16 protein-coding genes and 5 tRNA genes are annotated in these 15868 nt (G+C 41.6%); 11 read left to right on the top strand and 10 right to left on the bottom strand.

The features are described from left to right. Positions 1-156: 156 nt before the first annotated feature. From WC848_00455 to tsaD, 4 genes are all read right to left on the bottom strand, one after another. Complete coding sequence (locus tag WC848_00455; GenBank protein MFA5961139.1) at positions 157-1464, bottom strand: VanW family protein; 1308 nt, start codon at positions 1462-1464, stop codon at positions 157-159. A 77-nt stretch (positions 1465-1541) separates the two neighbouring features. Further along, positions 1542-2105, bottom strand: a complete 564-nt coding sequence (locus WC848_00450; protein MFA5961138.1) for an Hsp20/alpha crystallin family protein — start codon at positions 2103-2105, stop codon at positions 1542-1544. A 90-nt stretch (positions 2106-2195) separates the two neighbouring features. After that, the gene (locus tag WC848_00445) at positions 2196-2636 is read right to left on the bottom strand and encodes a hypothetical protein (protein ID MFA5961137.1); all 441 of its coding nucleotides are present in this window, start codon (positions 2634-2636) and stop codon (positions 2196-2198) included. A gap of 231 nt (positions 2637-2867) precedes the next feature. Beyond that, positions 2868-3920, bottom strand: a complete 1053-nt coding sequence (gene tsaD, locus WC848_00440) for a tRNA (adenosine(37)-N6)-threonylcarbamoyltransferase complex transferase subunit TsaD (protein ID MFA5961136.1) — start codon at positions 3918-3920, stop codon at positions 2868-2870. A gap of 156 nt (positions 3921-4076) precedes the next feature. Here tsaD and WC848_00435 point away from each other — a divergent pair, with 156 nt between their 5' ends. The 5 genes from WC848_00435 (at position 4077) to WC848_00415 (ending at position 8085) form a co-directional block, all read left to right on the top strand. Next, positions 4077-4952, top strand: a complete 876-nt coding sequence (locus WC848_00435) for a hypothetical protein (GenBank protein ID MFA5961135.1) — start codon at positions 4077-4079, stop codon at positions 4950-4952. A gap of 165 nt (positions 4953-5117) precedes the next feature. Then, positions 5118-5189 (top strand) — tRNA-Glu (locus WC848_00430). 210 nt (positions 5190-5399) lie between these two features. Then, positions 5400-6008 carry a DedA family protein gene (locus WC848_00425; GenBank protein ID MFA5961134.1) on the top strand — a complete coding sequence of 203 codons (609 nt, stop codon included), beginning with the start codon at positions 5400-5402 and terminating at the stop codon, positions 6006-6008. Between the two features lie 104 nt (positions 6009-6112). Then, positions 6113-6934, top strand: coding sequence for an alpha/beta fold hydrolase (locus WC848_00420; GenBank protein MFA5961133.1), 822 nt, complete (start codon positions 6113-6115; stop codon positions 6932-6934). Positions 6935-6939: 5 nt separating this feature from the next. Then, on the top strand, positions 6940-8085 hold the full coding sequence (locus WC848_00415) for a glycosyltransferase (protein ID MFA5961132.1): 1146 nt from the start codon (positions 6940-6942) through the stop codon (positions 8083-8085). A 92-nt stretch (positions 8086-8177) separates the two neighbouring features. On the opposite strand, the gene recG is transcribed toward WC848_00415, so the two are convergent. The 5 genes from recG to WC848_00390 all read right to left on the bottom strand — a co-directional run bounded on the left by recG (position 8178) and on the right by WC848_00390 (position 11266). Next, positions 8178-10271, bottom strand: coding sequence for an ATP-dependent DNA helicase RecG (recG, locus tag WC848_00410; protein ID MFA5961131.1), 2094 nt, complete (start codon positions 10269-10271; stop codon positions 8178-8180). A gap of 3 nt (positions 10272-10274) precedes the next feature. Then, a tRNA-Arg gene (locus tag WC848_00405) sits at positions 10275-10347 on the bottom strand. Between the two features lie 194 nt (positions 10348-10541). Beyond that, positions 10542-10628, bottom strand: a tRNA-Ser gene (locus tag WC848_00400). 9 nt (positions 10629-10637) lie between these two features. Next, positions 10638-10868 carry a GIY-YIG nuclease family protein gene (locus WC848_00395; protein ID MFA5961130.1) on the bottom strand — a complete coding sequence of 77 codons (231 nt, stop codon included), beginning with the start codon at positions 10866-10868 and terminating at the stop codon, positions 10638-10640. Positions 10869-11179: 311 nt separating this feature from the next. Then, a tRNA-Ser gene (locus WC848_00390) sits at positions 11180-11266 on the bottom strand. Positions 11267-11597: 331 nt separating this feature from the next. Here WC848_00390 and WC848_00385 point away from each other — a divergent pair. The 6 genes from WC848_00385 to WC848_00360 all read left to right on the top strand — a co-directional run bounded on the left by WC848_00385 (position 11598) and on the right by WC848_00360 (position 14985). Beyond that, positions 11598-12110, top strand: coding sequence for a hypothetical protein (locus WC848_00385; GenBank protein ID MFA5961129.1), 513 nt, complete (start codon positions 11598-11600; stop codon positions 12108-12110). 97 nt (positions 12111-12207) lie between these two features. After that, positions 12208-12281, top strand: a tRNA-Pro gene (locus WC848_00380). A 37-nt stretch (positions 12282-12318) separates the two neighbouring features. Next, positions 12319-12885: a VTT domain-containing protein gene (locus tag WC848_00375; protein ID MFA5961128.1), complete on the top strand. Its 567-nt coding sequence runs from the start codon at positions 12319-12321 to the stop codon at positions 12883-12885. Between the two features lie 18 nt (positions 12886-12903). Beyond that, positions 12904-13581, top strand: a complete 678-nt coding sequence (locus WC848_00370; protein ID MFA5961127.1) for a glycosyltransferase family 2 protein — start codon at positions 12904-12906, stop codon at positions 13579-13581. Beyond that, positions 13578-14312 (top strand): glycosyltransferase family 2 protein, encoded by a 735-nt coding sequence (locus WC848_00365; protein ID MFA5961126.1) that lies wholly within the window; start codon positions 13578-13580, stop codon positions 14310-14312. The genes WC848_00370 and WC848_00365 overlap by 4 nt, the downstream gene beginning before the upstream one ends. Before the next feature lie 4 nt (positions 14313-14316). After that, positions 14317-14985, top strand: coding sequence for a phosphatase PAP2-related protein (locus WC848_00360; protein MFA5961125.1), 669 nt, complete (start codon positions 14317-14319; stop codon positions 14983-14985). 12 nt (positions 14986-14997) lie between these two features. Here the strand turns inward: WC848_00360 and WC848_00355 are convergent, their stop codons facing one another. Then, complete coding sequence (locus tag WC848_00355; protein MFA5961124.1) at positions 14998-15732, bottom strand: phosphoribosyltransferase family protein; 735 nt, start codon at positions 15730-15732, stop codon at positions 14998-15000. Positions 15733-15868 lie beyond the last annotated feature (136 nt).

Raw genomic sequence — 15868 nt, 5'->3', positions numbered from 1 at the left:
TGATTTTTTCAGCTTGGCTTAACGCACGCTCTATCCGTTGCTTGTCCGCCTCGGGCGGAAGCTACCGGCGCAGGGTAATCAAGATAAAAAATTGCCCATTGGCAACGCGATATTAGCTTATCAAAATTAGCAGATTAAGTCAATCTTAACCGGCGCTTAGTTCATCCCATGTTCTTTTTTATAAACTCGCCATTCGCGATCTGACCATTTTTTCGGTTTTTTAGTGAGCAGGCCTGTTGTTTCTCCTGGGTGCGGAAATTTTGAAGGTGATTCGTAGTTGCTTTTAAACTCGTCTTCACGAACCAGGTTATTATCTTTGTCATAAACTTGTTGCGTGAAAGTGGTTTTCATCGAACCGTCAGGATTTCTTTCCAGGATGGTCGGACCAAGCACAGTTGTTTTTCTGCCATCCGACGTGCCATAAAATTGGAAAGTCAGCTCCGTTCCTTCAATTTTTGTTTGAAGCAAGATATAGCCCGGCGTGTCATTGATGAAGCGCAAGTCCGGCTTTGGGACATAGACAGTGGAGTCCATTCCTTGGGGGTTGTAGTAGCTCACAGGATAGGCATGGTTTCTTCTGGCGGTAATTTCCAGTCCGGAATAAATCGCGGCGCGAAAAGCTGTTGTGGAAACTTGGCAAATTCCACCGCCAAATTCCGGTTCAGTTTTGTCTTGTTTGATTACGAGTTCAGGGAGGTATCCGTGCTCGCCATCAACTTCACCTAAGACACTGACAAAAGAAAATTCCTCTTTCGGTTTGATAAGCACTCCATTGAAGCGATCAGTCGCGACATTGATGTTGAAAATCCGATTCTTTGGTGAACCTTTGAAATTAGAATGGCCTTCGCCGAGCAGAGTGTTGATCCCCATGTTTTCGATGGAATCTTGCGTGACTGTCGGATCAATTTCGGTGTAAGGTAGATTTAATTCACTGGCGGTTGAGTTGTTTTTGAGCGAATCGATGAGCATTATGAGGCTCTTGTCCTCATCCAGTTTGAGTCCTTTGCTACTTAGAGAAAAAAGAGTCACTTTTCCGTCTTCAATCTTGAGGCCGGGATTGATCGGATCTGAGTTGACTGTATCGGATAGATTGGTGATAGATTTTTTCATCAGTTCGGTGTCTAAGCTGATGAGAATTTTTTTTTTAAAATGTGCTTCTTGACGATAGCTAAAGACTAATTTGCAAAGTAAAGATTTGCTATAGGCGCAAAGGTTGCCATTTTCTATTTCTGATCCATAGCCTGCGCTATAGTCTAGTGAAGGATTTTCTCGAAACCAGCCAGCCACTTCGGTCGCCGGAATTATGGCCTTTTCGTTTCTGATTTTGACAGACAGATCAGTTTTTTGGTTACTTAATATTTCATGCGTGTTGAAAAAACCCAAATCAATCATTTCCGCCGAGCAACTGGGCGAAAAAAGGAAAAAGGCAAATAAAAAAATAGTGAAATAATAACTCGATTTCATACCTTTAAGGATATATCAAAAACAAAAACCCCGCAATAAGAGCGAGGTTTTTAAAAAACACTGATTATGATTTCAGATTAGAACCCTCGAACTTGGATTTTTTTTGATTTATTGCTTTCGGCCTTGGGCATTCTCACGGTCAAGATCCCATTTTTCATCGAGGCCTCGATTTTGTCGGCCATCACATCAATCGGCAATATGACTGAGCGGGAAAAAGAACCCCAATAGCATTCTTGGTAATAATAATTTTCCTCTATCACATTCTCCTCATTCTTTCTCTCTCCGCGAATCGTGAGCATGTCATTATTGATGCTGACATCAAGGTCTTCTGGCTTTACCCCAGCGATTGTTGATTTGATGACGATGTCATTGTCCGTCTGGTAGACATCAATGGTTAATTGCCCCTCATTACTTTCCATTTCATGCGCAGGAGATTCTTCCCGTTCATCTTCTTGATCATCACGTGAATATTGGCTTTGCATTGAGCGGGCGGAAATCTCTCTTTCCATCTCGACTTCCTCCTCTTCGTTGCCGTACATATTCACGCTTGGAGAGATTGGTCTTTCTGGTTGGTAGGTGTCATCATCAATCGTTCTCGCCCCAGTCAATCTTTCTAAAAATGATTTTTTTATTTTGGTCATAATTCAAAAATTATTTATTACATTATGCTTGAATTATAGCGGGACTGTTGGTATTTGGCAAGTTAATGTATTTATTTCCCCCCATAAGGGCTATTGATAGAGTAAAACAAGCAGATTGTAAGTCAAGTGTAGCGCTATATTTAGTCCAAGTAATAGGAGACTGAAATAAAGAGTTTTGTGAGTAATTTTTCTAAAGAATATCCCTAGTAGCGTGGCAGTAGTAAGATGTATCATTAATATGCCAACAATGGGTAAAAATCCAATATTTGCATAGGCTAGTTTTTTCGTAAAAATGTCTACAAGAGCAAAACCCAGTCCGATGAAAAAGGCACTCGCAAGAATATCCTCTTTATTTTTTGATTTTAGGTAATGATTATAGACGAAAGTGTATTTTACTATTTCTTCGACGCTCGCCATAAGCAGTAAAAAAAGCAAAGAATTTTCTATGAGTGTCAGACCAAAAATAGGCGGACTGAGTTCGATGACTAATGCGCCGATGGCGGCAATGATGCCTTCGAAAAATGGTAGCATAAATTATTTTTTTCTACGAATTAATTGACTATCGGAAGGCGGGCGAATTTGTACGAATTTTTATTAAAATCCTCTTCTCCCCTCGGGAGAGGATGTCCGAAGGACAGGTGAGGGCAAGGGTGATACTAAAAAATAAAAATGTTCTGTGTAGGAAAGTAATAATTTTATCTAACGCCCTTTCCCTCATCCGGCCTTCGGCCACCTTCTCCCTAAGGGCGAAGGGGAGCTAAATTACATCTTCAAACTCGCGCTAGTCTGCATATCTTGCCAGGTTTTTTCCAGTGATTTTTTATCTTTCAAATTTTTCCAGCGGTAATATCCAGCCATCGCAATCATCGCGGCATTGTCAAGGCTATAGGCAAATTCAGGCACAAGACAAATTGTATTTTTTAAATCTTTCTCAGTGGTTGCTGTTAATTTTTCCCGCAAAGCTGTGTTCGCGCTTACTCCGCCAGCCAGCAGGATGGTCTTTGGCACATATTTTTTGGCCGCGCGGATCGTTTTGGCAATCAGTACATCGGTTACGGCCGACTGAAATTCATGACACATTTCGGAAATATAGTCTTGATCTTTAAAATTTTCCGGATTTTTCTTAGTGGCATATAGCACAGCAGTTTTGAGTCCCGAAAAAGAAAAATTAAAATTAGCCGATTTGAGCATCGGGCGGGGGAGCGTGATTTTGAATTTTTTCTCCCCAGTGAATTTGTCAGCTAGGTTTGCCACTGCTGGACCGCCAGGATAGCCTAAGCCTAAGATGCGCGCCACTTTGTCAAAAGCTTCACCGACCGCGTCATCGACCGTTTCGCCGATGATTTCATAGTCCAGATGCTTTTTCATCAGAACCAATTGGGTGTGACCGCCAGAAACAACGAGCGCCAGAATGGGAAACTTTAGTGTATTATTTTTAGTAGAAATAAAATTGGCATAAATGTGACCTTCAATGTGATGGATGCCGATCAATGGTACGCGCCAGAGATAGGCAAGTGTCTTGGCAGTTGTGGTACCAATGAGTAGTGCCGGAATGAGGCCGGGGCCTTTAGTGACGGCCATTAAATCAATTTCCGCGGGTTTTTTGCCCGCTTTTTCGAGTGTTGTTCCAATGACGGGTAAAATATTTTTCAAATGCTCCCTAGCCGCTAAATTAGGAACGACACCGCCCCAAGTAGCGTGGAGGGCAATTTGGGAGGAAATAACGCTAGAAAGCACGGTAACGTGCTCATTCTCCACTTCCAAAACGGAAGCCGCAGTTTCGTCGCAAGATGTTTCCAGGCCTAGAATAATCATAATTTTGGTCAGGTTTATCCTTTTATCTTAGCTGAGATAGGGCATAATTGCAATTTTTGTTGACTTTTAATGGGAAATAGGGTAATATATAAAGCCAAATAGCATATTAACAAATTCATATAATTGTAAAAAATCTAATAAAAAGGAGATAGCGTCATGAAGGAAGCATTAGTTTTTTTATCGGCTATTATCGTGGTAGTTTCAATTGCCACATCTGCGCTTTCCAATGAAGTTGAGCGGCATTTAAGGACTGCGAAAGAATGGCGAGAAAGTTTTTATGTTGTCGCCATTTGGTTGGAAAGTCAGCAGATAGGCAACGTCGCTGATTTCATTGAGACAAATATTACCACCGGCAAGCTCCGGCCGGATTGCAATATGATTGAGCCGTTGGAGGATAAAAAATTTGCTAAGTTAATTTTTATGGTTCCGGTGTTCGAAGATGAACGCCAGCTATCTATTAACTGGGAGGACACTATATTTTCTCCTCCGGCACAATTCTTGCCAGACGTGCGTTCTATTATGGTTAAAGGCGATACGCAATTTAGTTATTATGGAAAAGCCATTGTCCTTTCTCGGGAATATGCCCGAGCCTACTATATCCTTAATAGAAAATACAAAAAAGGGGATTATTGGGTTATGGAGCGCGATGCTCAGACATTTCAGAATAATTTTCTGAGTTTCCTAGGAGAGAAAAAGTATAGGAGATATGTGTATGGCGAAGCGAGGAAGATTATCAAGGAAATGACTAATAACAAAAAATTGGCCAAAAGCTTTTTTTTATTTGAGCCGACAGAATATGACCATGATCTGGATGTTATTTTTGGAAAACCAGCATCGTGCGAAGAAGGTGCGCATACTCAGAAAGCCGTTTGGCGGCATATCATGTTTATCGTACTGGAAAACACGGCCAAAAAAGGCAAGGCTGGCAGTGAGAAAATTGAGTTTGTCAAAAGTCTGGATATTTATCAAGAAGGTGCGTATCGGAGAGAATCTCTAGACTTTCCCGACTATGGAATAATCCGAAAGAAATAATTTTGATCTTTGCTTTCATAAGCGCCCTCGGTCGGCTATTTTTAATAGTCGATCCGGGGCGCTTTTTACTTTTTCAGCCAAGCACTGGATTTATTTTTCAAGCTGTGATATTATGTTTTTTAGATAAATAAGTTGAAAAAAGCAGTTTTGCTTTGTTTTGGTTTTGGCCTCATCGTCTATCGGTTAGGACATCAGGTTTTCATCCTGAAAAGAGGGGTCCGACTCCCCTTGAGGCTACATATTGTTTTGAAAGCAGTACCAATCAAAGAGTTTTTCGGGCTATAATTTTTTATAGAGTCGGACGGGTATTTCAAAAAGCCTGTCTGCGACAAGCAGACGGGGCTTCACTTTTTTGAAAACCCAGGCTCTGAGGGAGGAGTGAGGCATGTGCCGTAGGCACGCCGAAGGACGGATGAAGAGCGACTCCCCTTGAGGCTACGATAAAATATGGAACAACTTGGTCAAAATATCTTTCAGTTTTTGCACCAGTACGGTTATTGGATGATGCTTCCCTTGATGATTGTGGAAGGACCAGTCGTGACGGTGATTGCGGCGATGTTGGCATCACTGGGCGCTTTTAATGTTTTTTTAGTCTTACTTTTTTCGATTTTAGGCGACGTCATCGGCGATGTGGCACTTTATGCATTGGGCTACAAATTTGGCATGGGGTTTGTCCATCATGTGGGAAAATATTTGGGCATCACGGAAAAATTAGTTTTGCGGATGCAGGAATATTTCAAAAAACATGGCGGAAAAACAATTCTTGCCGTGAAGTCAACGACCGGACTTTGCTGGGCGACTTTTGCGGCAGCTGGAATTGCCAAGATGGACTTTCGCACTTTTTTGAAAAATTCCGTCTACGGCGGAATAATCTGGAGCGGTTTTTTGGTGGCCATGGGCTATTTCTATGGTTATCTCTGGCGGGATATTAAGCAATACATCGAATGGATCGGCTGGATAATTTTTGCGCTGGCATTTTTTTCAATAGCTATAGTCATGCTCTATAAGAATTATCAAGCGAAGAAAATGCTTAAGGATTATGATGGGAAGAAATAGGGCATAGCATGCTTATCCCAGCCTAATTTTGATCGACCAACGGTTTGGGCGATTTTTTTATTCTCTAGTTGGCTAAATTGGAGAAAAGTAGTAAGATATTAAACATGGTTAATTTGACTGAGGAAAAAGAAAGGGAAGCTGTTTCTACTGAACCGGAGATGCTTTGTGGCGATGAGCTTGCGTTTATCGACAAGCCTTTTTATTTTCCCGGCGAAAACGGCCGAGCCGTTCTTTTGGTCCACGGTTGGACAACGACGCCCTATGAACTGAGGCGACTGGGAAAATATCTGCACTCAAAGGGCTATACTGTTTATGCTCCGCTTCTGACCGGTCACGGAACTGTTCCAAAAGACTTGGAAAATGTTTCATGGAAAATCTGGAATGAGGACGTTGAAAATGCCTATTCCAAATTGAGAGAAAATCACAAAAAAATTTATGTCATTGGAACGTCACTTGGTGCAAGTCTGGCTTCAATTTTGGCGGGAAATAATCCAGAAATTTCTGGTCTTGTGCTTATGGCGATGCCATACAAATTGCGGATGGAAAAAATTATGCATCTCTTTGCCAGAATCATGTTGCTGTTTAGGAAATATTACAAAAAATACTATCCGCCGTCTTTTGGGTCTGGAGAGATGGTAACCAGAAAAATATCCTACCAAACCTATCCGATCAGGAGCGTTTTGGAAATTTTGAAACTGGCCAAATTTTCTCGGCGTGTCATGGGAAAAATTACTCAACCATGTCTCATAATGCAATCTTCCATTGATCATATCGTGACCAAAAAAAGTCTTGAGCAAATTTTTGCCAAAATTGGATCAGGGATAAAACAAAAAAAATATATCAAAGACGCCTATCATACTTTCATCTCCGATATTAAAAATGAAAATATTTTTAAGGACATCCTGGATTTTTTAGATAAAAACTGAGCAATATGAATATTGCCATTTTCACCAACAATTACTTGCCTAATCCATACGGAGTGACGGTTTCCGTCGAAACTTTTCGCGCGGAGCTGGAAAAGCGTGGCCACACCGTCTATATTTTCGCGCCCAAATGGAAAGACTATGCGGATAAAAATCCGAATGTTTTTCGTTTTCCATCAATTGATATTGAATTTAAATTTCGCTTTCCCTTGCCGATTCCATATTCTTGGAAAATTCATCGAATTCTGAAAGACTTGAAAATTGATATCATCCATTCCCAACATCCCAATCTTTTGGGTTCGGCTGCGATGCGTTGGGCCAAAAAAAAGAAAATCCCACTCGTGTTCACTTGGCATACGCTCTACGATCAATATACGAATTTTATTCCGCTCATTCCCAAAAAATGGGCGGCGAATTATATTATAAAAAAGGCAGTTGAATATGCTAATCATTCTGATGCAGTCATCGCCCCAACCGCTTCCATTATTCCGATTTTGAAAAAGTGGGGCGTGCAAAAAGAAATCATTCCGATCGCGACCGGCATCAAGGCGGAAGAATTTGACGGAGCTGATCGAGAAGTCGTGCGGAAAATTTATAGCATCGCCCCAGACGAGACCGTACTGTTTTTGGTGTCTCGTTTGACGGAAGAAAAAAATATTGAATTTATTTTTCGCTCAGTAAGGGATGTTTTGGCGCAAAATAAAAAAGTAAAATTTCTTGTGGCAGGGGATGGTTATCTTTTGCCAAAGTTGAAAAAATATTGTGAGGAAAATAATCTTTCCGCTTCAGTGATTTTTGCCGGTCTAGTTTCGCATGATGAGTTAAAAAATTATTATGCCGCGGCGGATATTTTCGTCTACGGTTCCAAATCTGAAACACAAGGGATTATTCCGCTCGAAGCGATGCATATGTATCTTCCCATCGTAGCGGTCGATTCCACCGGCATCAGCAGTCTCGCCCTTAACAAGGCCAATGGATTTTTAGTGCGAGAAGATGAAAAGGAATTTTCCACTGCCGTTTTGAAATTGATTAACGATGAAAGTTTACGCAAGCGTTTTGGTGAAGCGTCAGGCAAAATTGCGCGGGAAAATTTTACGAGCGAGGTTTGTGCGGAGAAACTTTTGAAGGTGTATACGGGGTGTCTGAACCACTGATTAACTCTGATTACACTGATTTCACTGATGGGGGAAAATCAGAATTCAATCATGTGTAATCAGGAAAATCACGTGCGAATCAGTGGTTCTGATTATTCCAAATGCACATCCTTCTCGAATTTTTCCAAAGCTTTGGCGATCAGCGGATGCTTTTTTAATTTTGCGTCGGTTTTTAGAATATTTTGGGCTTCTTCACGGGCGATTTTGATCAGTTTTAGGTTGTTGAGATTTTTCATGGCGATGTCGGAGAGGCCGGATTGGGCTTTGCCGAGGAGTTGTCCGGGACCGCGTAGTTTCAGGTCAATTTCCGAAAGTTCAAAACCGTCGTTGCTTTTCTCCATTGCCCGTAGGCGTTCCAGGGCGGTTTTTGTGGTTGATTCGGTGAAAAGGAAGCAATATGATTGTTGTTCGCCGCGGCCGACGCGTCCGCGGAATTGGTGGAGTTGAGAAAGGCCGAAGCGGTCGGAATTTTCAATAAGCATTATGGTGGCGTTGGGGATATCGATGCCGACTTCGACCACCGAAGTGGAAACGAGGATTTGACTTTTTTTATCCTTAAAATCTTGCATCACAGTTTCTTTCTCTTTCGATTTGAGACGGCCATGCAAAAGTCCTAAGGAATATTCCGGAAAAACTAAGGATAATTTTTTATGCTCTTCTGTGGCGGCTTTGACTTCAGTGAGCACTTTAGATTCTTCGACAAAAGGTAAAATGACAAACACTTGCCGGCCGGCATCGATTTCTTTGCGCATAAACGCATAGACCTGATCTCTTTGATCTGGCAGGACAATTCTGGTTTTGATCGGTTTTCGGTTTTTGGGCATCTCGTCGAGGATAGACAGATCAAGACTGCCAAAAAAAGCGATTGCCAAAGTTCGGGGGATTGGCGTAGCAGTCATTGTGAGGAGATGGGGGATGGTTTTCTTTTTTCCATCTTTCAGTTCAAGAGTTTCTCGTTGAAGGACTGACCTCTGCGCGACGCCGAAACGATGCTGCTCGTCGATAATCACTAGTGCGAGATTTTTGAACGCAACATCTTTTTGGATAATAGCATGTGTGCCAATGACTAAGTTTATTTCGCCACTTTTAATTTGCCCAAGCATTTGCTCGCGCGTAATTTTTTGGGCTTTTGGTTCCCAATTTTTGAAAACTAATTTATATGAACTGGTGAGCAGTGCAATCTTAAAATCATAATTTTTAAACAGTTTTGAAAATGATTGGAAATGTTGGAGAGCCAAGACTTCGGTCGGAGCAAGAATCGCCACTTGCTGATTTTGCGAAAGCGCACTCAGTGCAGAAATGGCCGCGACGACTGTTTTTCCTGCGCCTACGTCGCCGTTGAGTAAGCGATTCATCGGACAAGTTTTTACCAGGTCTTTGATAATTTCCAGGCTGGCTTTGTGTTGTGCGCCGGTTAACTTGAAGGGTAAAGTTTCAATAAAGTCTTGGATCAATTTTTCATCCAATGCGAGGCCGGTGGCGCTTTGTGCTTCCCAGGTATTTTTCATTTGCAAAGTTTTGAGTTGCATCAAAAACATCTCCCGGAAGGCAAAAGTCTTTTGGGCGATGAGTAGCTTTTCTTGATTTTCCGGAAAATGGATCTGACGCAGAGCGGAAAGCAGAGAATAGAGATGTAATTTTTTGCGCAAGTCTTCCGGAACATAATCTTCCAAGTCTGTAATGTTGGCAAAAAAAGTTTTCATTTGCCAGCGGATCCACTTGGAAGTGAGGCCTGGTGTTTCCGAATAGATCGGCACGAGTTGCCCGGTGTTGGTTTTTTCGCGCGAGGCGCGTTCCCAGGCGGGATTGGTCAGGGTGAAATATTTGCCTTTTAACTCTAATTTTCCAGAAAGTCGTACTTCGGTACCCAGTGGCATTGAATCCAGGATGAACGGCTGATTGAACCAGACCGCTTTCAGGGGCGTCTGGTTTTCATCTTCCAACATTACTTCCGCAATTGTCAATTTGCGCTTGAAAATGCGGTTTAATTTTGTTTTAGTAACAACTGCAGAGATAGTGACGACAGAATTGAGATAATCATCAGAAAGCGCTATGGTTTGGGAAAAGTCATCATAACGAAAAGGGAGATAAAACAAAAAATCTTGAACCGTAAAAAGCCCGAGCTTCTCCAGGATCTTTAGATATTTCGGAGTTATCTTGGGAATATTTTTAAGAAGAGTGTTCATTTGTGCGCTTAGCAGGAATCGAACCTGCGACCTTCTGGACCGCAACCAGACGCTCTATCCACTGAGCTATAAGCGCAATTATTTATTTTAACTATTCTTCTGGCGGACTGCGTCACGCCGAATGTTTGTTCTGGCGTGGCGAAGCTCGCCTACGCGTATCCACGGCGGACTGCGTCACGCCGTAGCCACGCTTCGGCGTAGCGAATCCCGCTTTCGCATGGCTTCTGGCGGACTGCGTCACGCCGAAGCCACGCTTCAGCGTGGCGAAGGCGGAGAGAGTGAGATTCGAACTCACGGTACCTTTAACAGTACGACAGTTTTCAAGACTGTTGCCTTAAACCACTCGGCCATCTCTCCCATTGTTTTTTAAAAATGCTTCACAGAAAAAGCACGTCCGGATCCTGATTTTAGGTATTTTTCAAATTCAAATGCTTTATATTTATCGTTCATTGCAAAATAAAAATCCAATTTCAAGGGCAGTCTATTTTTAGTTGCTGGTACGTAGCCGTTTTGATGTCTAATTATTCTATCTTTAAGATTATCTGTGCAACCGACATAATATCCATCCTTGCATTTTAGACTATAGACATAATACATAGCTTTTTATTTTGAGAATATTGTAGCGTAGTAAATCCCGCTTTCGCATGGTTTCTTGCGGACTGCGTCACGCCGTAGTTACGCTGTAGCTTTGGCGAAGCTCGCCTTCGCTGAGTCCTGAGCGGACTTGTCACGCCGTAGCCATGCCGTAGCCCGCCTTCGCTGAGTCCTGAGCGGACTTGTCACGCCGTAGCCATGCCGTAGCTTTGGCGAAGCCCGCCTTCGCTGAGTCCTGAGCGGACTTGTCACGCCGTAGCCATGCCGTAGCTTTGGCGAAGCCCGCCTTCGCTGAAGCTACGGCGTGGCGAAGGCGGAGAGGGAGGGATTTGAACCCTCGAAGGGTTTTACCCCTTGCCACGTTAGCAGTGTGGTGCTTTCAGCCACTCAGCCACCTCTCCATATTTCTCGTCCGCCAGTTGGCGGACTCGGTCAAAAAACTGTAGCTTCGTGTCTGCCGGGGTTGCTTTTGCAACCCGCCAGATGTTTGATCGCATCCGGCCCACTCAGCCACCTCTCCAAATATGATAAATCTTAACTTTTAAATACTATCAGCTGAACCGGCAATTGTAAAGACAAGACAAAGACGAGGCATTGCCTCGTCTCTACTTAATATGTTAACATTAAGTAAATTGGTACCGTTGCCTTAATGTAATTAAAATGTATATAAAAAACCATAAACAATCCTTTAGAGATGATAACGAGGCGTTTTTAAAAAGTCGCCCAGCGGAAATGGAAATGCTTCCAGCGCCTGAGAGTGAGGGATTGCTGGAACAATATTCCAAAGATGCGCTTTGGCATTGGAGCGCGCCGGAATTTGAAATGTATGAGCAGAATAAACGGCGCCTTTCCTATGTCGCACTTGTCCTTCTGGCCATTATTGTCTATGCCACTTTTACAGATAATCCGATTATGGCGATTGTTTTTGTGCTTATCGGCATCGTTGCCTATATGTATTCAAGCAAGGAACCGCGGATTTTGGATTTTCGCATTGTGCCCGAGGGCATTCTGGCTGGCAATGAAATATATGAATTTGAAAATATCCACTCTTTTTGGATTTTTTATGATCCGCGATATATTAAAGTGATCAGCTTGCACACAAGAAGCTATCTCACGCCCTTTGTGCACATTCCGCTCGAAAATGAAGATCCAGTAATCATTCGCCGAATTCTACTCAAATATATTCCAGAAATAAAACAAGATCATAATCTGGCGGAAATGTTGGAAAGATTTTTGGGGATATAAGAAGGGTGCTTTTTTGCCTTTTAGATTTCAGGGTGTAGTATGGCGGTAGTACCTGCCCGCAATGCTACGCATAGCGTTGCAGGCGGGCGCAAGGCCACGGGCTGTAGTATACCGGTAGTACGCGTCCATGGGGTGGATGTAGACCGAGTTCGATTCTCGGCAGCCCGACCAGGATAAATATTTAAAAATAAATCGTTTGTTTTTAAATTTGTCACAAAATCAAATATTTAATCTTCTGGTGCAGTATAAGTATTTTATCTTTTTCCCTTTGGTTGTGATTGAGGGGCCAATTGTCACTGTAATTGCAGGATTTTTAGCTTATCTGGGTTATTTTAATGTTTATGGACTTTATTTGGTGGCTGTTTTTGGCGATGTAACGGGAGATGTGTTATATTATTCCGTAGGATATTTTGGGGGCAAGCGTATTTTTTCAAAGGGACGTTTTTTATGGATTAATATTGAACAAGTCCAAAAAATGAAAAATCATTTTGACAAGCATTTCGGCAAAACACTTCTTTTCGGCAAATGGACACATTCGGCGGGTGGTGCTATTTTAGTGGCATCAGGCATCGCAAGGATTTCTTTGAAAAAATTTATCAAATTTAATTTTATCGGCACAGTTCCCAAAACACTTGTTTTTTTGTTGCTTGGTTATTATTTCGGGCATGCCTATGCCAAGATTGATACTTATTTGGGCTATTTTACTGTTGCGATGCTTTTTGTGATTATTTCGGGGTTGGTGGCCTATCATTTTACTAAGAAACCACAAAAATAATAATTTTTTTGTCACGAAATGAAATATATTTCATGTATAATTCCAGCATATAATGAGGAGGGAAGAATTGGAAATGTACTGGAGGCTGTCCATAGGCACCCTCTGATAAATGAAGTTATCGTGGTCGATGATGGTTCAAAAGATCAGACTTGCGAAATAGTTGGAAAGTTTGATAATGTGAAGCTAATAAGACATGAAAAAAATAAAGGGAAGAGCCAGGCTGTTTTGTCAGGAATTGCTAAGGCTAAATGCGAAACAATTTTTTTATTAGATGCCGATCTGTTGGATCTAAAACCTTTAAATGTGACAGCGATTATTAGCCCAATTTTATCCGGAGAAGCTGATATCACAATCAGTCTCAGAAAAAATGCACCTTGGCCATTTAGAAAAATTGGATTGGATTATATCTCAGGCGAGAGGGTTTTTGATAAAAAATTAATAGCAGGGCATATCAAAAAAATAGAACAATTGCCTTCCTACGGGTTTGAAGTTTATTTAAATAAGTTGATCATAAAAAATAGGCTGAAAATAAAAATTGTTTTCTGGGAAAATGTGATCAGTCCCTGGAAGCATCAAAAGGGTAAATTTTTAGCGGGGCTTAAGGGGGAGGTTATGATGAGTCTGAATATTTTAAAAACAATTTCTGTTTTTGAAATAATTTACCAAATTGTAAAAATGTTAGCATTAAAAATATGAAAATCAGTTTTGTCATCCCGGCCTATAATGAGGAGAAATATATTGGAAAATGCTTGGACTCGATCCTTCGCGAAGTGCGCAGTAGTAAGATCGATGCGGAAGTGATTGCGGTGAACAATGCCAGTACAGACAGGACACGGGAGATAATTTTGGCTCATCCCGATGTTAGACTAGTCGATGAGCAGATAAAAGGCTTAGCGCAAGCGCGCCAATCTGGTTTCCTGGCTTCCTCGGGAGAAATTATCGCTAACATCGATGCTGATAGTATTTTAGCGCCTGGTTGGATCGAAAAAGCTGTCTTGGAATTTTCGCAAAACAAAAAATTAGTCGCACTGAGCGGACCGTATGTTTATTATGACAGATCTTTATGGATCAACTTTCTCGTTTGGATATATTATTCGTTAGGATATATCATTCATCTTTTCAATCAGTATATTCTTCGAAAAGGTGCAATGCTCCAAGGTGGTAATTTTGTGCTTAGGCGCAATGCGCTTGAAGAAATTGGCGGGTTTGATGTGCGCATTGGTTTTTATGGCGAAGACACGGATATTGCCAAAAGAATCCAACGAGTTGGTCAAGTGAAATTTTCTTTTTTTTTCCCAATGCATACTTCGGCGCGGAGGTTTTCGCAGGAGGGCTTTCTCTTGACCGCTCTGCGATATGTGGTTAATTATTTTTGGGTAATTGCTTTTCAAAAACCTTTTTCCAAAAAGTATAAAGATATAAGATAAAAAGATGTTTGAACTCAAAAAAACATTTCTCAAAAATAAACAGTATTGGAAACATAAGGATGTGTCCCGGTCAATTTTTTTGGGCATCCTTTTCTTTGTCGCCAGCATCATCATTAATCACTATGCCTCACTCTATGTCGACAGAAGCGCTAGCAGCCATGTGAACGATATTCTTTTAGATAATTTGCCAGTGGTGGATGTTAATTTTATGGTCAATGAAGTGGTCTGGCTGTTTATCTGGTTTATTTTTTTCCTGCTTGTCATTAAACCCCAGCGCATTCCCTATGTGCTCAAAAATTTGGCACTATTTATCCTTATCCGCTCAGTCTTCATTTCGCTTACACACCTGGGACCAATTCCGGATCATTCATTTCTTAGCAAGCACGATATTTTGTCGAGTATTGCGTCGGGCAATGACATGTTTTTTTCCGGACACACCGGCATGCCATTTCTTCTGGCTTTGATTTTTTGGGATGACTTGGTTTTGCGCTATATCTTGGTTTTTTTCTCCGTGTTGTTTGGGGCGACGATGATTTTGGGTCATCTGCATTACTCGATCGATGTCGTAGCCGCTTTTTTCATCACGCACAGCATCTATCGGATTGGACTGTGGTTTTTCAGAGCTGACTACAAACTTTTTCATAAAGCCGAGTCAGAAGTGAAGGAAGATTAAATTAGAGGTCGGTTAGATTTTTTGCCGGGCGATAATTGCGCCGTAAATTTCTCTTGCGCCGGCAGTTTTCAAAACTTTGGCGCATTCAAAAAGTGTCGCTCCGGTGGTGGCGACATCATCGATGAGCAGAACTTTTTTTCCGGCAATTGCTTCTCGCGCTCGGGGCATAAGCGCAAAAGCATCCTTGAGATTTTCCAGTCGGGTTTGGTAACTTTTTATTTTCATCTGCGTTTGGGTTTTTTTCCGGCGAAAAACCAAGTCGGTTCGAACTGGAAGGGGAAAATTTGGTGTGATGTTTTGGCCGACAAAATTGGCCAAGATTTCGGCTTGATTGAAACCGCGCCATTTCAATTTGCGTTTGTGGATCGGAATGGGAATGATGAAGTCTGGCAGGGGCAGGTTGTTTTTTTGCAAGGCGCGCGTGATTATTTTTCCCAGTGGCACCCCCAGGTCAATGACAAAATTATATTTAAAAAAATGGATCAGTTTGCTGATTTTTTGATAATCCGTAGCGCAGACAAGAGCGTTTAGGTCAAGTTGTGAATTTTTTGTGAATTGGATCTGCCGGCATCTTTCGCAAACAAGGCCATTTTGGGTGATTTCTTTTTCGCAATACGGGCAAACCTGGAAAGAGAGTAGCTCGAGTTTGTCCAGACATTCATCGCAAATCCAATGATTCTTTTTCTGGCAAGCTAAACAAGCGATAGGGAAAAGCGCATCAAGAAAAAAAGTGTTTATTTTTTGCAATAGGGAGGGTGAATTTTTTATACTTTTACTGTTAATTTTTATGATTGTTTTTTTAGTTTATTTTTTTGCAGAGATATTGTCAATTATAGCTCATGGATATTTGATAAAATTGAGTGAATGAGGTAAGATTAGATTA

This window comes from Parcubacteria group bacterium (genome assembly GCA_041659505.1).
GTDB lineage: Bacteria > Patescibacteriota > Minisyncoccia > Moranbacterales > UBA2206 > UBA9630.
Note: the sequence above shows the minus strand (reverse complement) of the source record. Positions and strands in the feature narration are given on the sequence as shown.